At 36.3% G+C, this 18,274-nt stretch carries 16 protein-coding genes; 5 read left to right on the forward strand and 11 right to left on the reverse strand.

The window, feature by feature from the left end; all coding sequences use genetic code 11:
* Positions 1-75: 75 nt before the first annotated feature.
* A complete protein-coding gene (locus tag ACIQX2_RS11575; protein WP_093060364.1) occupies positions 76-453 on the forward strand; it encodes an SET domain-containing protein in 378 nt (125 codons plus the stop codon).
* Positions 454-516: 63 nt separating this feature from the next.
* Here the strand turns inward: ACIQX2_RS11575 and ACIQX2_RS11580 are convergent, their stop codons facing one another.
* Both ACIQX2_RS11580 and acsA read right to left on the reverse strand, forming a co-directional pair.
* On the reverse strand, positions 517-1,395 hold the full coding sequence (locus tag ACIQX2_RS11580) for a phosphotransferase family protein (protein ID WP_402850281.1): 879 nt from the start codon (positions 1,393-1,395) through the stop codon (positions 517-519).
* 120 nt (positions 1,396-1,515) lie between these two features.
* Complete coding sequence (gene acsA / locus ACIQX2_RS11585) at positions 1,516-3,234, reverse strand: acetate--CoA ligase (RefSeq protein WP_402850284.1); 1,719 nt, start codon at positions 3,232-3,234, stop codon at positions 1,516-1,518.
* Between the two features lie 173 nt (positions 3,235-3,407).
* Here acsA and ACIQX2_RS11590 point away from each other — a divergent pair, with 173 nt between their 5' ends.
* From ACIQX2_RS11590 to ACIQX2_RS11600, 3 genes are read left to right on the forward strand one after another with little or no spacing between them, the layout of a single operon-like run.
* Complete coding sequence (locus tag ACIQX2_RS11590; protein WP_402850286.1) at positions 3,408-4,040, forward strand: GNAT family N-acetyltransferase; 633 nt, start codon at positions 3,408-3,410, stop codon at positions 4,038-4,040.
* A 36-nt stretch (positions 4,041-4,076) separates the two neighbouring features.
* Positions 4,077-4,724 carry an acetoin utilization AcuB family protein gene (locus ACIQX2_RS11595; RefSeq protein ID WP_402850288.1) on the forward strand — a complete coding sequence of 216 codons (648 nt, stop codon included), beginning with the start codon at positions 4,077-4,079 and terminating at the stop codon, positions 4,722-4,724.
* Positions 4,721-5,893 (forward strand): acetoin utilization protein AcuC, encoded by a 1,173-nt coding sequence (locus ACIQX2_RS11600; protein WP_402850291.1) that lies wholly within the window; start codon positions 4,721-4,723, stop codon positions 5,891-5,893. Before ACIQX2_RS11595 ends, ACIQX2_RS11600 begins: the two co-directional genes overlap by 4 nt.
* Before the next feature lie 476 nt (positions 5,894-6,369).
* Here ACIQX2_RS11600 and ccpA read toward each other — a convergent pair whose 3' ends face one another.
* Both ccpA and ACIQX2_RS11610 read right to left on the reverse strand, forming a co-directional pair.
* Positions 6,370-7,368, reverse strand: a complete 999-nt coding sequence (gene ccpA, locus ACIQX2_RS11605; RefSeq protein ID WP_402850294.1) for a catabolite control protein A — start codon at positions 7,366-7,368, stop codon at positions 6,370-6,372.
* A 134-nt stretch (positions 7,369-7,502) separates the two neighbouring features.
* Entirely contained in the window at positions 7,503-8,588 is a 1,086-nt protein-coding gene (locus ACIQX2_RS11610; protein ID WP_093060358.1) for a bifunctional 3-deoxy-7-phosphoheptulonate synthase/chorismate mutase, read from the reverse strand.
* A gap of 166 nt (positions 8,589-8,754) precedes the next feature.
* Here ACIQX2_RS11610 and ACIQX2_RS11615 point away from each other — a divergent pair, with 166 nt between their 5' ends.
* On the forward strand, positions 8,755-10,890 hold the full coding sequence (locus ACIQX2_RS11615; RefSeq protein WP_402850297.1) for a cell division protein FtsA: 2,136 nt from the start codon (positions 8,755-8,757) through the stop codon (positions 10,888-10,890).
* Positions 10,891-10,943: 53 nt separating this feature from the next.
* On the opposite strand, the gene ACIQX2_RS11620 is transcribed toward ACIQX2_RS11615, so the two are convergent.
* The 7 genes from ACIQX2_RS11620 to ACIQX2_RS11650 all read right to left on the reverse strand — a co-directional run bounded on the left by ACIQX2_RS11620 (position 10,944) and on the right by ACIQX2_RS11650 (position 18,246).
* The gene (locus ACIQX2_RS11620; RefSeq protein WP_402850299.1) at positions 10,944-11,225 is read right to left on the reverse strand and encodes a hypothetical protein; all 282 of its coding nucleotides are present in this window, start codon (positions 11,223-11,225) and stop codon (positions 10,944-10,946) included.
* 263 nt (positions 11,226-11,488) lie between these two features.
* A complete protein-coding gene (locus ACIQX2_RS11625) occupies positions 11,489-12,136 on the reverse strand; it encodes a uridine kinase family protein (protein ID WP_402850301.1) in 648 nt (215 codons plus the stop codon).
* Between the two features lie 38 nt (positions 12,137-12,174).
* Positions 12,175-12,792 (reverse strand): NUDIX hydrolase, encoded by a 618-nt coding sequence (locus ACIQX2_RS11630; protein WP_402850304.1) that lies wholly within the window; start codon positions 12,790-12,792, stop codon positions 12,175-12,177.
* Positions 12,793-13,337: 545 nt separating this feature from the next.
* Entirely contained in the window at positions 13,338-13,913 is a 576-nt protein-coding gene (locus ACIQX2_RS11635; protein ID WP_402850307.1) for a YtxH domain-containing protein, read from the reverse strand.
* Between the two features lie 14 nt (positions 13,914-13,927).
* Positions 13,928-14,392, reverse strand: a complete 465-nt coding sequence (locus ACIQX2_RS11640; protein ID WP_093060353.1) for a DUF948 domain-containing protein — start codon at positions 14,390-14,392, stop codon at positions 13,928-13,930.
* Positions 14,393-14,534: 142 nt separating this feature from the next.
* Entirely contained in the window at positions 14,535-15,836 is a 1,302-nt protein-coding gene (gene murC, locus ACIQX2_RS11645) for a UDP-N-acetylmuramate--L-alanine ligase (protein ID WP_402850312.1), read from the reverse strand.
* Positions 15,837-15,948: 112 nt separating this feature from the next.
* Entirely contained in the window at positions 15,949-18,246 is a 2,298-nt protein-coding gene (locus tag ACIQX2_RS11650; RefSeq protein WP_402850315.1) for a DNA translocase FtsK, read from the reverse strand.
* Positions 18,247-18,274: the final 28 nt, after the last annotated feature.

Raw genomic sequence — 18,274 nt, forward strand, 5'->3', positions numbered from 1 at the left:
CAAAATAAAGGAGCATAATGTTCAAATTAATGTTACAGTTAGAAAGAATATTTTAAAAGTGAGAGGCGAATAAACATGATTGAGGTAAAAACATCTCCAGTAAGTGATGGAGAATTCAATAGAGGAGTATTTGCTACATGTGACATAAAAAAAGGGCAGCTTTTCCATGAAGCACCTGTCATTTCGTATCCAAACGAACAGCATCAATACATTGAGCAAACCCTTCTAGCTGATTATGCTTTTGAGTATGGGATAAATCACTCCGCTATCCTTCTTGGTTATGGAATGTTGTTTAATCATTCTTATGAACCGAATGCAATATATGAGATAAATTTTAAAAATCACACATTTGATTTCTTTGCTTATAAAAATATAAAAGCAGGAGATGAAATTCTAATCAATTATAATGGTGATATTGATAACAAAGATAAACTGTGGTTTGATGAGGAATAAAGAAGACATGAAGGCGATTCTTGACGAGTCGCCTTCTTTTGTTATTAGAAACCAAAAGTTGAATTAACGTTCATTCATCAGAATAGATTTTAAGATAACATAATTCTCATTAAAAAATTTCTGATGCTTTTCGATGCCACGTCTTTTACACCACCCCAATGAATTAAATGCATCGGTAAAACGATAAAATGGCAATACGCCTTCTAAATCTATTAATGGTCGAATAGATTGATAACCCTGTTGGTAAGCTTCTAATGTCCCTGGGTTTTTCAAAAAAATATCACGATTAATTTTTGTAAAATCCATTTCCGTCGCACCAAAGCGAGCACTTTCAAAATCTATAATTCCAGAAACTTGATTTTCATAGGTTATAATATTTGCCGGACGAAAATCCATATGTATAAAGCTCGGTCCATCTGGGTTAGGAAGAAATTTGCGACGCTCTTCAAATAGTTCTATTGATTGTCTTAATAAGTCCTCTGGTATTACTTCTTTTACATCTTCTGCAAAACCATAAAAATGTGCTTCAGTAAATGTTGACCATTGTTCATATACATTTAAAATACCTTTATATGATTTATTTTCTTGCGGTGACACGTTATGCAACTTTGCGTGGTGAACGCCAATATCATAAGCTAATTTTTCATCAACTTTTCCAGAAACAGGCTGCCCTTTCATCTCTGAAAGCAGAAGAGCACCTGGTATCTCATCGTCCCCTTCCCAATATCCCAATAACTTAGGCACTGGTACCTCATCGCTCAATATTTCTAACGCTTCATATTCACGTACTAATTTGACTTTAGAATAGGGAATTTTTAGATACACTATTTGCTGATTCATTTGTTGTATTTTATATACAGTTGAGCTAAAGGAATCAGGAACATTCTTAATGGATAGAACATTCATTTTTAACTTTTTTATAATTTGATTTAATTGTTCCATTTAATTTCACCCCTACCTTTTCATCAAACGACTATATTAGATAATTTCAAATACAAAAAGCACTGCGAAACGCAATGCTTTTTGTATATTATTGCTGATCCTTTTAGTTCACTTAAACTATTAGTCTTCCATAGTAGATAAATCGCCTGTTGGCAGCTTTAATTCCCACGCTTTTAGTACGCGGCGCATGATTTTACCACTTCTTGTTTTTGGAAGCTTATCTTTAAATTCGATTTCTCGTGGTGCCGCATGGGCAGCAAGTCCCTTTTTCACAAATTGTTGAATATCTGTTATTAGTTCATCAGATGGTTCATATCCTTCATTTAACGCAACAAAGGCTTTAATAATTTCACCACGTACAGGATCCGGTTTTCCTATAACCCCGGCTTCTAAGATAGCTGGGTGCTCTAGTAACTTGCTTTCTACTTCAAATGGTCCTACGCGTTCACCGGAAGTCATAATTACATCATCCACTCGACCTTGGAACCAAAAGTATCCTTCTTCATCCATATAAGCGGAGTCTCCAGAGAAATACCATTCATCATTAATGAAATATGAATCATACTTATCTTTGTTGTTCCATACCTGACGCATCATAGCAGGCCAACCCTTTTTAAGTGCTAGATTGCCCATTGTATAAGGCGGTACAACGTTACCTTGGTTATCTATAATTGCTGCTTCTATTCCAGGTAGTGGTTTACCCATTGAACCTGGTTTAATAGGTAAGCAGCCATAGTTACAAATCATCAGCGCACCAGTTTCGGTCATCCACCAAGTGTCGTGGATTCGTTTATTGAACACCTGCATACCCCATTTGATAACCTCTGGATTTAACGGTTCACCTACAGATAACACATGGCGCAATGACGATAAATCATGCTTTTTAACGATGGCATCTCCTGCTCCCATTAGCATACGGAATGCTGTTGGTGCACTGTACCATACTGTAACTCCATATTCTTCTATTGCATTATACCAAGCATCTGGTGAGAATCGACCACCAAGAATAAGTGATGTCGTTCCGGTTAGCCAGGGACCAAAGATGCCATATGCTGTCCCTGTTACCCAACCTGGATCTGCTGTACACCAATAGATATCGTCATCTCTAATGTCCATTACCCATTTCATAGATTGGTATTGCTGCACCATCGCATTATGAGCATGCAGTATCCCTTTCGGTTTACCCGTAGAACCAGAAGTATAATGTAAAATTAGTCCATCTTCTCTATCAACCCATTGGATTTCAAAGGCTTCTGTGGCATTATGTAAAGCTTTTTTGAAATCGATAAACTTATCAGTTTCCTCTATACTTTCACCAACTATAAAAACAGTCTCTAAATTAGGTAATTTATCTAATGGAATTCTATCTAATAATTCCGGTGTTGTGACAATTGCTTTTGCTTCACTATCTAGTAAACGATCGTAAACAGCACCTTCCATAAACGCTTCAAAAAGCGGACCAACGATTAAGCCCAATTTTGTAGCGCCAAGAAGTGCAAAATATAGCTCTGGTGATCTCGGCATGAATATAAACAGGCGATCCCCTTTTGACAAATTTGAGTGGTTTACGTATACATTTGCAGCTTTATCTGTCCACTTTTTCATTTCGCCGAAAGTATAAGATTCTCTACGTTCAGCATCCTGATAATAAAGTGCTACTTTATCTTTCTTATCGGATTCTGCATGACGATCAATTGCTTCATACGCCATATTCACTTTTCCAGTTTTATACCATGAGAACTCTTTCTCTGCGTCTTCCCATTTAAAATCTTTTGCAGTTTCCTCATAATTACTTAACTGAAAGTCCCCTTGAACTACTTGTAATGTTTCAATTTTCATCCTATTCACCCTTTCTATAACTTTACTATTCCATTCTACAATACTTCTTTGCATTTTTGCTAATCTTTATACTTTTTAGAATCTTTGATTAAAATAATAGAGGTAATCGCAATATTAATTTAAAATCATGTATAATATATACAATTACAATTATCTAAATAGGTGGTGAATCCGTGATACATACAAAAACGTATAATGCAGAGCAGAAAGAAACAGTACATGGCAATGTCGTTATTGAAGGTCCTATTCCTTCTGAAGAAATTGCCAGGCTACAATTTCACGAGGATTTAGTAGCTTTTCGCTCACCTACACAGCAGCATCAAGCAATTATTGAAATTGCCAAACTGACTGAAGGAAGAATTATCATTGTGCGAGATCAAGAAACTATTGTAGGTTATTGTACATTCTTATATCCAGACCCACTAGAAAGATGGTCACAAGGTAATATGGAAAATCTAATAGAGTTAGGGGCTATTGAGGTAATTCCAAAATTCCGTGGCACAGGAGTCGGAAAAACCCTCCTTCGAGTATCCATGATGGATGATGCAATGGAGGATTATATTACGATTACAACAGAGTATTACTGGCACTGGGATTTAAAAGGTACAGGATTAAACGTATGGGAATATAGAAAAGTAATGGAGAAAATGATGCAAGCAGGTGGTCTACAGTATTTTGCGACTGACGATCCGGAGATTAGCTCTCACCCTGCCAATTGCTTAATGGCTAAGATTGGTAGCAGAGTAGACTCGGAATCGATCCAGCAGTTTGACCAACTACGTTTTATGAATCGGTATATGTACTAATAATGACTAACTTTCTTACAAAAGGAGTTCGTGCACATGCTAGTTGAACAAATCATGAATACTTCCGTACCAACTTTAACACCAGAACACACGATAAATGACGCATTACAATTACTCAAAGAGAAAAAAATACGCCATTTACCTATTATTAACGACAAGCGACAAGTACTTGGAGTGGTGACCGATCGAGACTTAAAAGAAGCAACTCCATCCACACTACAAAATGTATCAGACCCTCAAATATATAATCGGACATTAGAAGAAATAATGACCAAAAACCCGATAACTGGTCATCCACTAGATTTCGTAGAGGAAACTGCGAGTATCTTTTATGACAATAGAATTGGTTGCTTACCGATTGTATCGCATGGAAAACTTGTAGGAATGATTACAGAGTCGGATTTACTTTACAAATTTATCGAGCTAACAGGTGTACATCAGCCAGGATCCCAAATTGAAATCCGAGTACCGAACAAACCTGGTGTACTGTTCGAAGTCTCTAAAGTTTTCCATGATCAAAAAGTAAATGTGTTAAGTGTTTTAGTGTATCCTGATAAAGATCAAAGTGATTATAAAATTTTAGTGCTTAGAGTAAAGACTATAAATCCACTAAGACTTATTGAAGCTATTCGTGCAGAGGGCTACGAGGTATTATGGCCGAATCATCCGGGGTTAGGTCTATGAAAAAAGCTGTATTTGTCTTTTCCGAAGATCAGTTAGGCTATAAGTTTTCCGATACTCACCCATTCAATCAAAAACGACTCACATTAACGGTTGATCTACTAAAAGAGGTAAATGCTTTATCTTCATCGGATATTGTTCCACCTAGAATGGCTACTGACAAGGAATTACTTCTCGTCCATGATGCAAACTATATTGAGTTAGTAAAAGAAGCAAGCAAGGAAAATGTTGATAGTACAAAATATGAAAGCTATGGTATTGGCACTGAGGATACCCCTATCTTCCCTAATATGCATGAAGCAAGTGCAAGTCTCGTAGGAGGCACTTTAACTGCAGTTGACTATGTGATGGAAGGAAAGTCATGCCATGCAGTGAATTTAGGTGGCGGGCTACATCATGGTTTTAGAGGACGTGCGTCTGGTTTTTGTGTATACAATGACAGTTCAGTTGCTATCAAGTATATGCAGGAAAAATATAACGCACGTGTTCTTTACATAGATACGGACGCACATCACGGAGATGGAGTTCAATGGACTTTTTATGATGATCCAAATGTGTGTACTATTTCGATTCATGAAACAGGAAGATATCTATTCCCAGGAACTGGGGGTATTACGGAAAGAGGCTCTGGCGAAGGCTATGGCACCTCCTTCAATTTCCCTATTGATGCTTTTACGGAGGATGAGTCTTTTTTAGATATTTATCGGACAAGCTTTCGAGAAATTGTGGAAGCATTTAAACCGGATGTTATTCTTAGTCAGAATGGTGCAGATGCTCATTATTTTGATCCACTTACTCATTTATATGGAACGATGAAAATTTATCAAGCGATTCCGAAGCTTGCACATGAGCTAGCCCATGAATTTTGCAATGGTAAATGGATTGCAGTTGGCGGGGGGGGTTACGATATATGGCGAGTAGTACCACGTGCATGGTCCTACGTATGGATGGAAATGAATGACTTTCCTTATCCGGAAGGCGGGTTACCACAAAGTTGGTTGGATAAATGGTCGAAAGAATCACCAATCCCTCTCATCCCTACATGGCTAGATCCAGAACCGCTGTACGAACCTATTCCACGTAAAGAAGAAATTTCAGAAAAGAACAAACAAATGCTCGACAAAGCACTCTACCAACTTCGAAATCAGCAAGAATTCAAAAAGCACCAGTAACCTCCAAGGGCTACTGGTGCTTTTTTAAAGTAAAGTAAGTACATAAAAGCGTCCCGTGAATTTAAGCGTTCACTAGATGAAAGAGCGAAATAGTGAACGAAATTGTATCTTTGAGAGCAACGATATGAATAGGAAAGTATCTTTTCTCTAATTATCCAAAAACGTACTTACCTGTTTCTAAGAGTTGTAGGAGGGTAACGGATAGATAAAAGTGAAACTTCAACTAGGGGGCTTCATCCCCTACCGTTAATTAGTTGAACCATTCAGGCTTTTACGGGCAGTTATCTACTGCCCGTTGATGCGGGACAACCGCCATAAGATTATCAAGAAAAACGAGGCTGGTCGTGACATTATCACGACCAGCCTCTAAAAAAATCAATCGGTAATACTATAGAAAAACGTCTGTCCAAAGCCCTTCGAAAACGATAGAAACAGGTATTAAGCTTAAGGATACGGCGCCTTTTTGCATGATTTTTTTATTTAACTGATTTTCGTTCTTCAATCCAATGCGGTAGAATAACCGTATCTTCCTCGATATTCTCTTTATTCATATGCTTCGTCAGCAATCTCATGGAAACCGCTCCAATATCATACAAAGGCAGAACGACACTTGTAAGCTGAGGTCTAACCATACGAGATAGTTTTGAGTTTTCAAAGCTTATTACTTCGACATCCTCGGGTACACTTAATCCATTATCTTGTGCTCCATGGATTAAACCAATAGCAATTTCATCATTACCAGCAAAAAATGCTGTTGGAGGATTCTTTAGCTCTCGCAATTGCTCCCATGCAACAAGGCCATCGTCGTATGTATTATTCACTCCAACTATGAGATCGCTGTCAATTTCTATACTTGCCTCGTTTAATGCTTTTTCATAACCTGATAGCTTGTATAGTCTGGTAATAGTGCTATCAATAGCCCCTGATACAAAGGCAATGCGTGTGTGACCATTTTTGATAAGACGGTTAACTGCATCCACTGCCGCTTCATGATATTCAATATTTACGGATGGAAACGAATTAGTAGTTTCAACTGTGCCTGCTAATACAATTGGAACGCTTGCTCTTTTCATTTCATGCAACATTTCAGGGGAAATTTCATCACTCATCATCACTACCCCATCTACTTGCTTACTAAGTAGTGTAGACAGTAATTGGACTTCTTTATCTTCTTGCTGATCGGAGTTAGTTAATATGATATTGTAACGATACATTGTTGCAATATCTTCTATACCACGAACAAGCTCAGCATAAAATACATTCGAAATATCTGGAATGATAACGCCGACAGTTTTTGTTTTTTTACTTGCTAACCCCCGTGCAACAGCATTCGGTCGATAATCCAGTCGTTCAATTACCGCTAATACTTTTTGACGTGTAGCTGGCTTCACATTCTGATTTCCATTAACAACCCGTGAAACAGTTGCCATTGATACGTTTGCCTCTCTGGCAACATCGTAAATTGTAATAGTCAACATATATCCCTCCTTCACCTTTTTACATACAAAAAATTATATATATCAATAATACTTGATAACCTTCCTAACTTTCAATGAAATAGTAAAACCGACTCTAAAATAAGAGTCGGTTTTGTGAATTTTTTCACTAACTAGGCATGAATCTCATGATTTTTTAAGAATTTTTGTACAGAATCATAAAACTCATCAAATTGCTGTAAGTTCATTTGTTGTGCAGCATCCGATAAAGCTACTGCTGGATCTGGATGAACCTCTGCCATTACACCGTCAGCACCAATCGCTATTGCAGCTTTTGCAGCAGGTAGTAGAATATCACGACGACCAGTTGAATGTGTAACATCTACAAATACTGGTAAATGTGTTTCTTGTTTTAAAATTGGCACAGCCGAAATATCTAATGTGTTTCTGGTTGCACGTTCATACGTCCGAATACCACGTTCACATAGGATAATCTGATCGTTCCCTTGAGACATAATATATTCAGCAGCATGGATGAATTCTTCTAATGTAGCTGCCATTCCTCGTTTTAAAAGGACTGGTTTATTGATAGAACCTACTGCTTTTAATAATTCAAAGTTTTGCATATTACGTGCACCAATTTGAACAACATCAATATATTCTAGAGCTTCATCTAAATGACTTGGCGTTACAATCTCAGATACTGTAGACAAGCCAAACTCTTGTGAAATTTTCTTTAATATTTTTAATCCTTCTAATCCCAATCCTTGGAAATCGTAAGGTGAAGTACGTGGTTTATATGCTCCACCACGGATAAGTTTTAATCCTTTAGATTGGATAGCTGCTGCTACCTCTGCAACTTGTGTATAGGATTCAACTGAACAAGGACCAAAAACAAATGATGGTGTGCCTGTTCCAATTTGTTCCCCATTAATATTGACAATAGTATTTTCAGGTTTTCTTTTACGAGAAACAAGTAGTGCTTTCTTTTGATCATCTACTTGAATTTCTAAAGCAGTTTTGAAGATTTCTTTAAAGATATGCTCAACCGTTGATTGTGGAAGTGGCCCAGCATTGTTTTCTTTCAAGTGATCTAACATATGTCTTTCGCGAAGAGGATCGTATCTATTAACACCTTGTTTCTCTTTTACTTTACCAATCTCTTGGATAACACCAGTTCTTTCGTTGATTAACTGTAAAATTTCCACGTTAATCTCATCAACACGTGCGCGTAAAGCGTCTAAATCTACATGACTCATAGATAATTTCTCCTCTCTTCTTTCCACCGATACTTTATAACGACAGAAAATTGTGATACATTTTTAGATATAAGTCATATTATAATCAATGCTCGAGAAAATGTCACGCATTTTATTTTAGCGATTCAACTCGTTAAAGTATTTGTCGGAAAAAGGACGTGGGAAATTGACATCTAAATTATTTGCACTAGATATTGGTACAAGATCTGTAGTAGGTATTATTTTAGAAGAGAATAAAGATTCTTTCCATGTAGTGGATATATTAGTAGAAGAACACAAGGAAAGAGCAATGGTCGACGGTCAAATACATAATGTGTTAAAAGTGGCTGAAGTCATTCAGTCCGTGAAAGAAAAGCTAGAAACAAAACATGGAAAACTGGAAAAAGTAAGTGTGGCTGCGGCTGGTAGAGCGTTGAAAACAGAGCAGGCAGAAGTCGTAATGGACATTAAAAATAGACCTATTTTTTCAGAGGATGATATGAATCGACTGGAGCTTTCAGCAGTCCAAAAAGCACAAAGTAATCTAATACAAAATGATACAGACAAGAATTCTAATCACTATTATTGTGTTGGATACAGTGTTGTATATTATCGATTAGATGGAGAAGAAATAGGAAGTTTAGTAGATCAACAAGGAAACGAAGCGTCTGTAGAGGTTATTGCAACTTTTCTTCCGCGCGTCGTAGTAGAATCTCTTATCTCTGCACTTAAACGTGCTAACTTGGAAATGGAAGCTTTGACGCTTGAACCAATTGCTGCGATCAATGTGCTAATACCTCCTTCGATGAGAAGATTAAACGTAGCATTAGTCGATATTGGGGCGGGAACTTCTGATATTGCTCTTACAGATTTAGGAACTGTAGTCGCCTACGGAATGGTAGCAACAGCTGGAGATGAAATTACCGAAGCTTTGAGTGATTATTACTTATTGGATTTCCCGTTAGCTGAACAAGCAAAGAGAAAGATTAATACCGAGGAATTTGTCCAAATACAAGACATTTTAGGCTTCGAGCAGGATATCCCTAAAGATGAGGTGATTAAAGCACTAAAACCTGCTATAGAGGTTTTAGCAAGTGCTATCTCAAACGAAATTTTGCGTTTAAATAACAACAAGCCTACGAAGGCTGTAATGCTAGTAGGTGGAGGAAGTCTAACTCCAACTCTCCCTAATGTTTTGGCTGAAAAACTAAATTTACCTGCCAATCGTGTTGCAGTTCGTGGGATTGATGCGATACAGCACTTAACAAAGGAAGAACATATTCCAATCACGCCTGAATTGGTTACCCCTATCGGAATTGCTATTGCTGCAAAACGTTCACCAATTCAATACATGTCTGTGCAAGTGAATAACCAAATCGTTCGGTTATTTGAACTAAAAGAAATGACTATTGCAGATGCCTTTTTAGCAGCTAATATTTCAGCTCGTAAACTTTATGGGAAGCCCGGAGCTGCATTAACTGTACAAGTAAATGGGCAAATCATTCATATTCCAGGAGAGCATGGAAAACCAGCTGTTATCCAGCTAAACGGAGTCGAAGCTAGTACAAAAACAGCTATTCAAAATAATGACAAGATAGAACTATTAGAAGGCGTTGACGGAAAAGAAGGTTTCGCTACAGTGCGGGATCTTTTGGACGATGCGACGATCAAATCTATTACTTTCCAAGGGGTTATGTATATAGTTGAACCGATAGTGAAACAAAATGGCCAAAAGGTTTCTTTAGATAAGGTTTTGCAAGACAACGACAAAATTACTGTTGAAACGCCGCAAACAGTAGAACAGGTTATATATGCTATTCACCAAGAAAATTATTTAACACAACTACAACCTTACACTGTAACCATTAACAATAAAAACCATTTTATCCCGACATTTTCATCAAAGCTATTGTTAAATGGAAACCTGGCCAAACTAACCTATCATGTTCAAGAAAATGATATTATCCAACTGGAAACATCTAGTTCACCGACGTTACAACAGCTTGCCAATCAACTTGAAAAAAAATTAATGGACAAAATAAAAGTTACATTCCAAAACAAAACAGTAGAGCTCATGAAAGAATGTGCAATTGTTCAAAAAGAAAACGTCCAGTTGTCTCCAACCGATATAATTTCTAAAAAATCGAACATTCAATGGCAGGATATAAATAATTCCCCTTGGATCTTTCAAGACGTTTTTCGTTTTACTGAATGGACTATGCCGGAGCAAGCTGGCTCCTTCCAAATATTAAAAAACGGGGAACCTTCTCGTTTTGATGAAGAAATATTCGGTGGAGATCATTTAGAAATCGTGTTTGGATAAAACAAAAGAGCCTGATTCAATTTGAGTGAATCCGGCTCTTTTTTCTAATTGTTTTATGAACGTTCTCTATTTCTATAAGCGACCCACGATGTTTTTAACGCAGCGTAATTTCCGACTGCTGCATATCCATAAAACCACCCCATGAAAATACCGGCGAATAAGTTGTTTGGATGACTAATAAAAATAGATATTAATAACCCAATTATCAATGCAATATACGGAGTAAATTTGCTAGGAATTTTAAAGTATATTTTTAGTAGTTGTGTAAGAATCATAATTACCGGAACAGCTATTAGAGCATCCCAAAAATTTGTATGGATTACTGGAAAGTTCATCTTGTCACCTCAATGATAGCGTGCCCGAATCATTTAATTTAATTCGTTACTCTCTGAATAAGTATGTTTTTCGAAGGACTTTGGACATAGAATTGCTAGAAGACTAAAGTGTTATTTTTTAAAGTTAAGCATGCTTCCTGCGTTAGTGCGGAATTAAAGGGAAGTAGAACTTATTGGATCTTTCATTGTTGCGTAGAATCATGGCTGACAAAAATTTATAATGTTTGCATTCGTTCTTCAAGAGGTTAAATAATTCTTTTTCATCAAGTTAATACGCAACTTTTTTCAAGGATATAATCTTCATTGGTATTTTTTAATACGATATCAAAACTTCTATGATAAGGATGCATGAATAATTCATACTGAATTCTCCGCATTTCATGAGATTTTCTTAAATAATTTATATCAGTTCCTCTTTCGGAAACATCACGTATACTCCTTCTCATTAACTCAGTTTCTCCATCCGTATATAAATATGCTTTTAGATCATACAAAGCTAGATCAGTAAATGCAACGCTCATGCCTTCTATAATATTTATTTTCTTTTGCGAAGAAAGTAACTTACTCTTTGAATAATTAGTGCCTATTGTATAAAAATCCAAACCATCTCTCATCATATGAATGTCTCTCTCTAATGCCAATATATTATGAGCTGCGGGATGACAGGCAGTAATTTTATCAAGATGATGTTGGTTCTTAAATTCATAATCAATCAGAGCATACTTCCTAAGTTTAGAGCTTATAATATATGGATCCGTGTTGATATAATTTACGCAATCATGTCCCAGAATCCTTAGAAGATTATTAGCAAACGTTGTCTTTCCAGATGCACCGTGACCTGAAATCCCAATCGTTATTCTTTTATCCTTCTTCGTAATCAAATTTGCTATTTCATGTAGTATCTTGTCCATATTTCCCCTCTTCATTAGTTTTCTTGAATAAATTAATATTAATCGAATAACGTCTCTTTACTAGGGTCCCTCATAAACTCGAAAAGAGAGTTAATCTGTGTCGCCGTATTCCTATTAGTAGAAAGCAGCGGTAAATTACCTTCCGAAAAAAAATTAATACTATTCGTTTCACTACCTATAGTAGGTTTTCCCCCAATTATTTCACATAAAATAAATATCTTATAATAATGAAAAGCTTCTGGTGGATGTGGGTGTTTATTTTTATCCAATAAAGCAATTAATCTAATTGGGATTACATCAAAACCAGATTCCTCTTTTATTTCTTTAACAACATTCTCAGATGGCGATAGTCCTATATCGCAAAAACCACCCGGCAAAGCCCATTTATCATCTATATTTTCTTTCACCATTAAAATCTGATTATTTTTAAAAACCACACCGCGAACATCAACTTTCGGAGTTTGGTAACCAGTCTCATTAGTAAATAAATCCCTAACTTTATCCATTTCAAGTTCTGTATGTTCCGTCATAATTTCTATACTAATATTACGTAATTCTTCATAACGTTCTATATCATATATATCTTTTGAAAAGGCCAATCCAGACTGAGACAAAGCTTGAATTCTTTTTGCCCAATCTAACCATTGTTTACTCATTAGACACCTACTTCGAAGGAATTTTTAAATTCTTTTTTCACTTATTATTAACTAAGGTTTGTACGCTAAATGTAGAAGTTTGGTGCTCCGGAAACCACCTTACACCAATTGTAAATACATTAGGTTACAATACCGCAATTACATCTGCATCACTATCTCCCGTATAAATTGCATTCCAAGTTATTTACTTCTAAAAAAAATAAAGCTTTTAGCATCCCCTCTGAATCAGGTTTGGGAATTATTAAATTAGCCACCTATAATCTTTAGAAGGATCTGTAATTCCTCCTTGCCTCTTTAAACAAATCTTACCATATTATTTATAACTTTTATTATTAGAATACTTAGTATTTTCTTTTATCAGTTTAAAATTTTATATAATAAAATAGATCTTTTTTATTTCTAAAGAAAATTTTAGATTCGTGTAATTACCTATTTCTAAATAGCTTTTCATAAATCCTCAATATAGTTCATGATTATCTCCTTTTTATTTAGCAAAACAAAAAAAGCATTGCTATGTGCAATGCTTTTTTGTATTTATGATATATTTACTTTTTTTCTTCTTCTGCAACTGCTTCTTTAATCGCTTCTGCAACTGCTGTCGCATTTTCTTCTTGATCCGTTAATTCTTCTGTCGTAAAAGTCACAGTTTCCATAAATTCCATTGGCTCTTCTCCCTCAGAAGAAGCAGTACCGTCATCCAACGGTGAAGAGGCAGCTGGTTTAATAGCTTTTACTTTTTCAACTAATTGCCCAGACTGCTCCTGAATTTGCTTTGAAAGCTGAGTTGTTTTTTCTTTCGCAGTAGAAGATAAGTCCATCGTTTTTTCTTTCAGCTGACCAGCCTGAGTTGAAAGATTTCCACGAAGTTCTGTACCAGTTTTTGGTGCCAATAATAAAGCAGTCGTTGCACCAATTATTCCACCTATTAACACACCAAGAATAAAATCTTTACCATTTACTTCTTCATCACGGTAAATATCATCTCTTGGATCATTGTTGTAGTATGGTACTGGGGGATAATTAGGATGTCCCTGCTGATTATACGATGATTGGTTAGCATAATATTCATGATTATAAGTTGCATCATTGTAGTTAGGTTTAGTTTGTTTTTGATTTGTCATGTAAATTCCTCCAATTATAGTGGTTTTTGGTTGTCGTTGTCGTAAGTATAATACCCAGCACGTTCTAATGCTTTACGTTCTTTCCATTTGTCCCGAACGCCTAGAAAAACATTACTCCATTGTACAACCTGGGCAATTTTCTCTTCATTCTTCTCCACTTCAGATGTAACAGATGTTGTTAAGCGTTGAATAGAATGATTAAATCCATTTACAGATGTCCCTACATTTTTAACTGCATCGACCACTGTATTTAACTTCTCAGATTTTGCTTGAATATCTTCTGCTAAATCATTTGTTTTATGAAGAAGTTCCGCTGTTTCTTTTGTCATGTTTTGTAGATTTGTTTCTAACCCATCTAATGTGTCCGCCACATTATTTAATGTCTTTTTAACTGAAAATAAAGTCATCGCTAAACTTATACAAAGTATTAGAAATGCGACAGCGGCTATTATAGCGGCTATGTATAAAAGATTTTCCATTGAACATCCTCCTAAAACTGATATGTCTTAATACAATTTTACCCCAATCAAATCAAATTAAACTTCCTATCTATACTATACTACGTTTCTTTTAAATATCCTTCAAAAAAAAAGCTTAATCCAAATAGATTAAGCTTTTTTATTAATTATTTAGTTTTGCTTCAAAGGCTTGTTGATACTTTTGAACGTCGCCTGCTCCCATAAATAAGAAAACAGATTGTTCGTTTGTTTGCAATTCGCCTACATTTTCTTCTGTTAAAATATGACTGCCTTCAATGATATCTCCAAGCGTTTCAATCGTTAAATTTCCAGCATTTTCTCTTGCAGATCCAAAAATATCACATAAATAAACGCGATCTGCCAAACTCAAAGCCTCACTGAATTGCTGTAAAAACTTTTGCGTTCTTGTAAAAGTATGTGGTTGGAAAATAGCAACGATTTGGTGAGCGGGATACTTTTGTCTAGCCGATTGAATAGTTGCCTTTATTTCTGTCGGATGATGGGCATAATCATCAATGATAATATCATCACCTGCAATAGTCTCCGTAAACCTTCTTTTTACGCCTTCAAACGTCTCTAACCCTTTTTGAATGGTATCTGCTGGGACACCTTCATAATGGCAAAGAGAGATAACTGCAAGCGCATTTAAAATAGTATGGTCACCGAACATTGGAATAGAAAAGCGATCATAAAATTCATTACGTACAAATACATCAAAAGATGTACCTTTTGTTGTTATTTCAAGATTGCGAGCTGCAAAATCATTATGTTCCCCAAAGCCGTAGTATACGACCGGAACTTCCGATTTTATCTGTTGTAAATATTTGTCGTCGCCACAAGCAATTATACCTTTTTTCACTTGCATCGCCATGGACTGAAATGCTTGGAATACATCATCAATATCTTGGAAATAATCTGGATGATCAAAGTCAACATTAGTCATAATGGCATAATCAGGATTGTACGCTAGAAAATGACGACGATATTCACAAGCCTCAAACACAAAATTAGAAGCATTGTGCATACCTTTTCCAGTTCCATCTCCTATCAAATACGAAGTTGGTTCATATCCACTCAATACATGAGATAACAAACCAGTAGTCGATGTTTTACCATGAGCCCCAGTAATTGCAATAGATGTAAACTGACTCATATAATCGCCTAAGAAGTCATGATATCGTATTACCTCTAAGCCAAGCTCTCTAGCTTTGACCAGCTCAGGATGATTGTCTGGAAAAGCATTCCCAGCAATAACCGTCAAACCCTCTTTAATATTAGATTCATCAAATAATAATATTTCTATATTTCGCTCATGTAATGGTTTTTCTGTAAAAAAATATTTTTCAATATCAGAGCCTTGCACTTCATAGCCTGTATCATGCAAAATTTGCGCTAACGGGCTCATACCAGACCCTTTAATTCCTGTAAAATGGTACTTTGTCATACGTAGTAACCTCCTGGGATTAGCCCCACTTAAATACATTGAATAATTCATTCGCCTATTAGACGTATTCATCATTATAACACTTCTTCTTGTGAACATTTAATAAACAATATTAACTAAATATTTCGTCTAAAATTTCACTCGTCAATAGCACATCTCTTGCTTTACTACCCTTTTGTTCCGTAATATAACCACTTTCATACATAGCATCTATTAAGCGAGCTGCACGGTTATATCCCAAGTGAAATTTACGTTGTAATAACGATGTAGACGCAGTTCCTTGTTCCACAATAAATCGGCAAGCCTCTTCAAATAATTCGTCCTGTTCAGAGGTGATTTCTTTTTGGAGAAGCTCCTCTTGTTCAAACATATAATCTGGATTACCCTGAGTTCGAGCATATTCAATAACACTTTCAATTTCGTCATCCGATACATAGGTACCTTGAATACGAACAGGGCTAGACATTCCGTTACCTTGGTAAAGCATATCCCCTTTTCCTAGCAAACGTTCTGCACCTTGCTGATCCAAAATAGTACGTGAATCAATTTGTGAAGATACGGAAAATGCGATTCGTGTAGGGATATTTGCTTTAATGAGACCTGTAATAACATCTACAGAAGGTCGCTGTGTAGCCAATACTAAATGTATTCCACAGGCTCTTGCCTTTTGTGCAATTCGACAAATAGCATCTTCTACTTCCGTTGGAGCCATCATCATTAAATCCGCAAGCTCATCAATAACTATGACAATATAAGGAAGCTTCTGAGCAAACTGGCGCTTCTCGGTAGCGAGCGTATTATATCTCGTTATATCCCGTACGCCAATATGTGCAAACAATTGATAGCGTCGTTCCATCTCTTCCACTGCCCACTTCAATGCAGCTGTTGCGGCTTTTACATCTGTAATAACTGGACTGACAAGATGTGGAATATGATTGAACGGTGCAAGCTCTACCATTTTAGGATCGATTAATAATAATTTTACTTCAGCTGGCGTCGCTTTATACAACAGACTTACTAATAATGAGTTGATAAATACAGATTTACCAGATCCAGTTGCTCCTGCAATGAGTCCGTGAGGCATTTTACGCAAATCCAATGTCACTGGTTTACCTGTAAGATCCAATCCTAAAGCAGCTTCCAAAGGAGAATCCGAGCCTAAAAATATATCTGTATTTATTACTTCAGCTAAGCGCACTGCGCGAGATTTTCTGTTTGGTATCTCTATTCCTATAGAGCTCTTCCCTGGTATTGGTGCTTGAATACGAATATCCTTTGCTGCTAGCGCAAGCTTAAGATCATCCGCCAAGTTTCGTATTTTACTAACCTTTGTTCCCTGACCGACTGTTATTTCAAATTGAGTAACTGCTGGTCCCTGTACCATTTGAACAATTTCACCAGCTACTTGAAAATGTGACAACGCATCTATTAATGTAAATGCTTGCTCCTCCATCCATTCCTTATCTTCTACATTCATCTCGGGAGGAAGTAAATGACTAAAAGAGGGTCTGACATAATTAGGTAGGATCTCTTCCTCCACTTTTTCTTCTATAACTTCCTGCACACTTAGTTGAACCACTTCATTTGTTTGTTTCTGCTCCTGCTGAATGGATGGCTTTGGTGTATTAACCGCCTTTTGCGCTACCGGAGAGATTTTGTTCATAGTATCTATTCTATTCAATTTACTTTTATCTGATTTCAGCATTAGTACATTAAATGGTCGAATGTTTTCTTTTACTGGCTTTTCTTCTAGTATTTCTGTATCTTGAGCTATTTCAATTGTTTCTAACGTTTCCGTGACAGCTACCTCTGCTTGTACAACTTCCAGTAACTCGGTTACGTGTGCTTCCTCCTCTAAATCATCAGCCAACTGATTTTCTTCTAGCTCTGTTTGCTGAACGAGTTTGTCTGTTGCTATTACTTCTGGTTCAAAAATAATAGGTTCCGAATAAATTGCTGCAGCAGTTACTTCTTCCATTTTAGGTTCGATCTCTTCTGTGAACTCTTTTTCTTTTTTTACTACCGTTTTGGAAAAACCATAAACAGGTGATGGTACCTCTGTAGGTGTAAATGCTCTTTTCTTTCGATTTATAGTAGGAGTTTCTTCCACCATTATCTTTTCAGCACGATGTATTACAGTGGGCTGTTTACGTTGCTGCCACAGGCTCTGGGCATGCAATGGTTTAAATTCTGTTTCCTTTAAATAAGGTTCCTCTTTATATGGTTCTACTATTTTTTCTTCCTTTGGATATCCGTATAACAATTCATTTTTTTCTTCATCTGATATTAACGGGAAACGAAAAGGAGTTTTCTTTGTTGCGGAATGGATCACTTGTTGTTGCTCTTCGTATTCCTCTTCAAATTCTTTTTCCTCTGATGCAAATAATTTTTTTAACCAATTCAAATTCATCACTCTTTCTAAAAGATACCTCTTATTC

The organism is Psychrobacillus sp. NPDC096623, assembly GCF_044762655.1.
Taxonomy (GTDB): Bacteria; Bacillota; Bacilli; order Bacillales_A; family Planococcaceae; genus Psychrobacillus.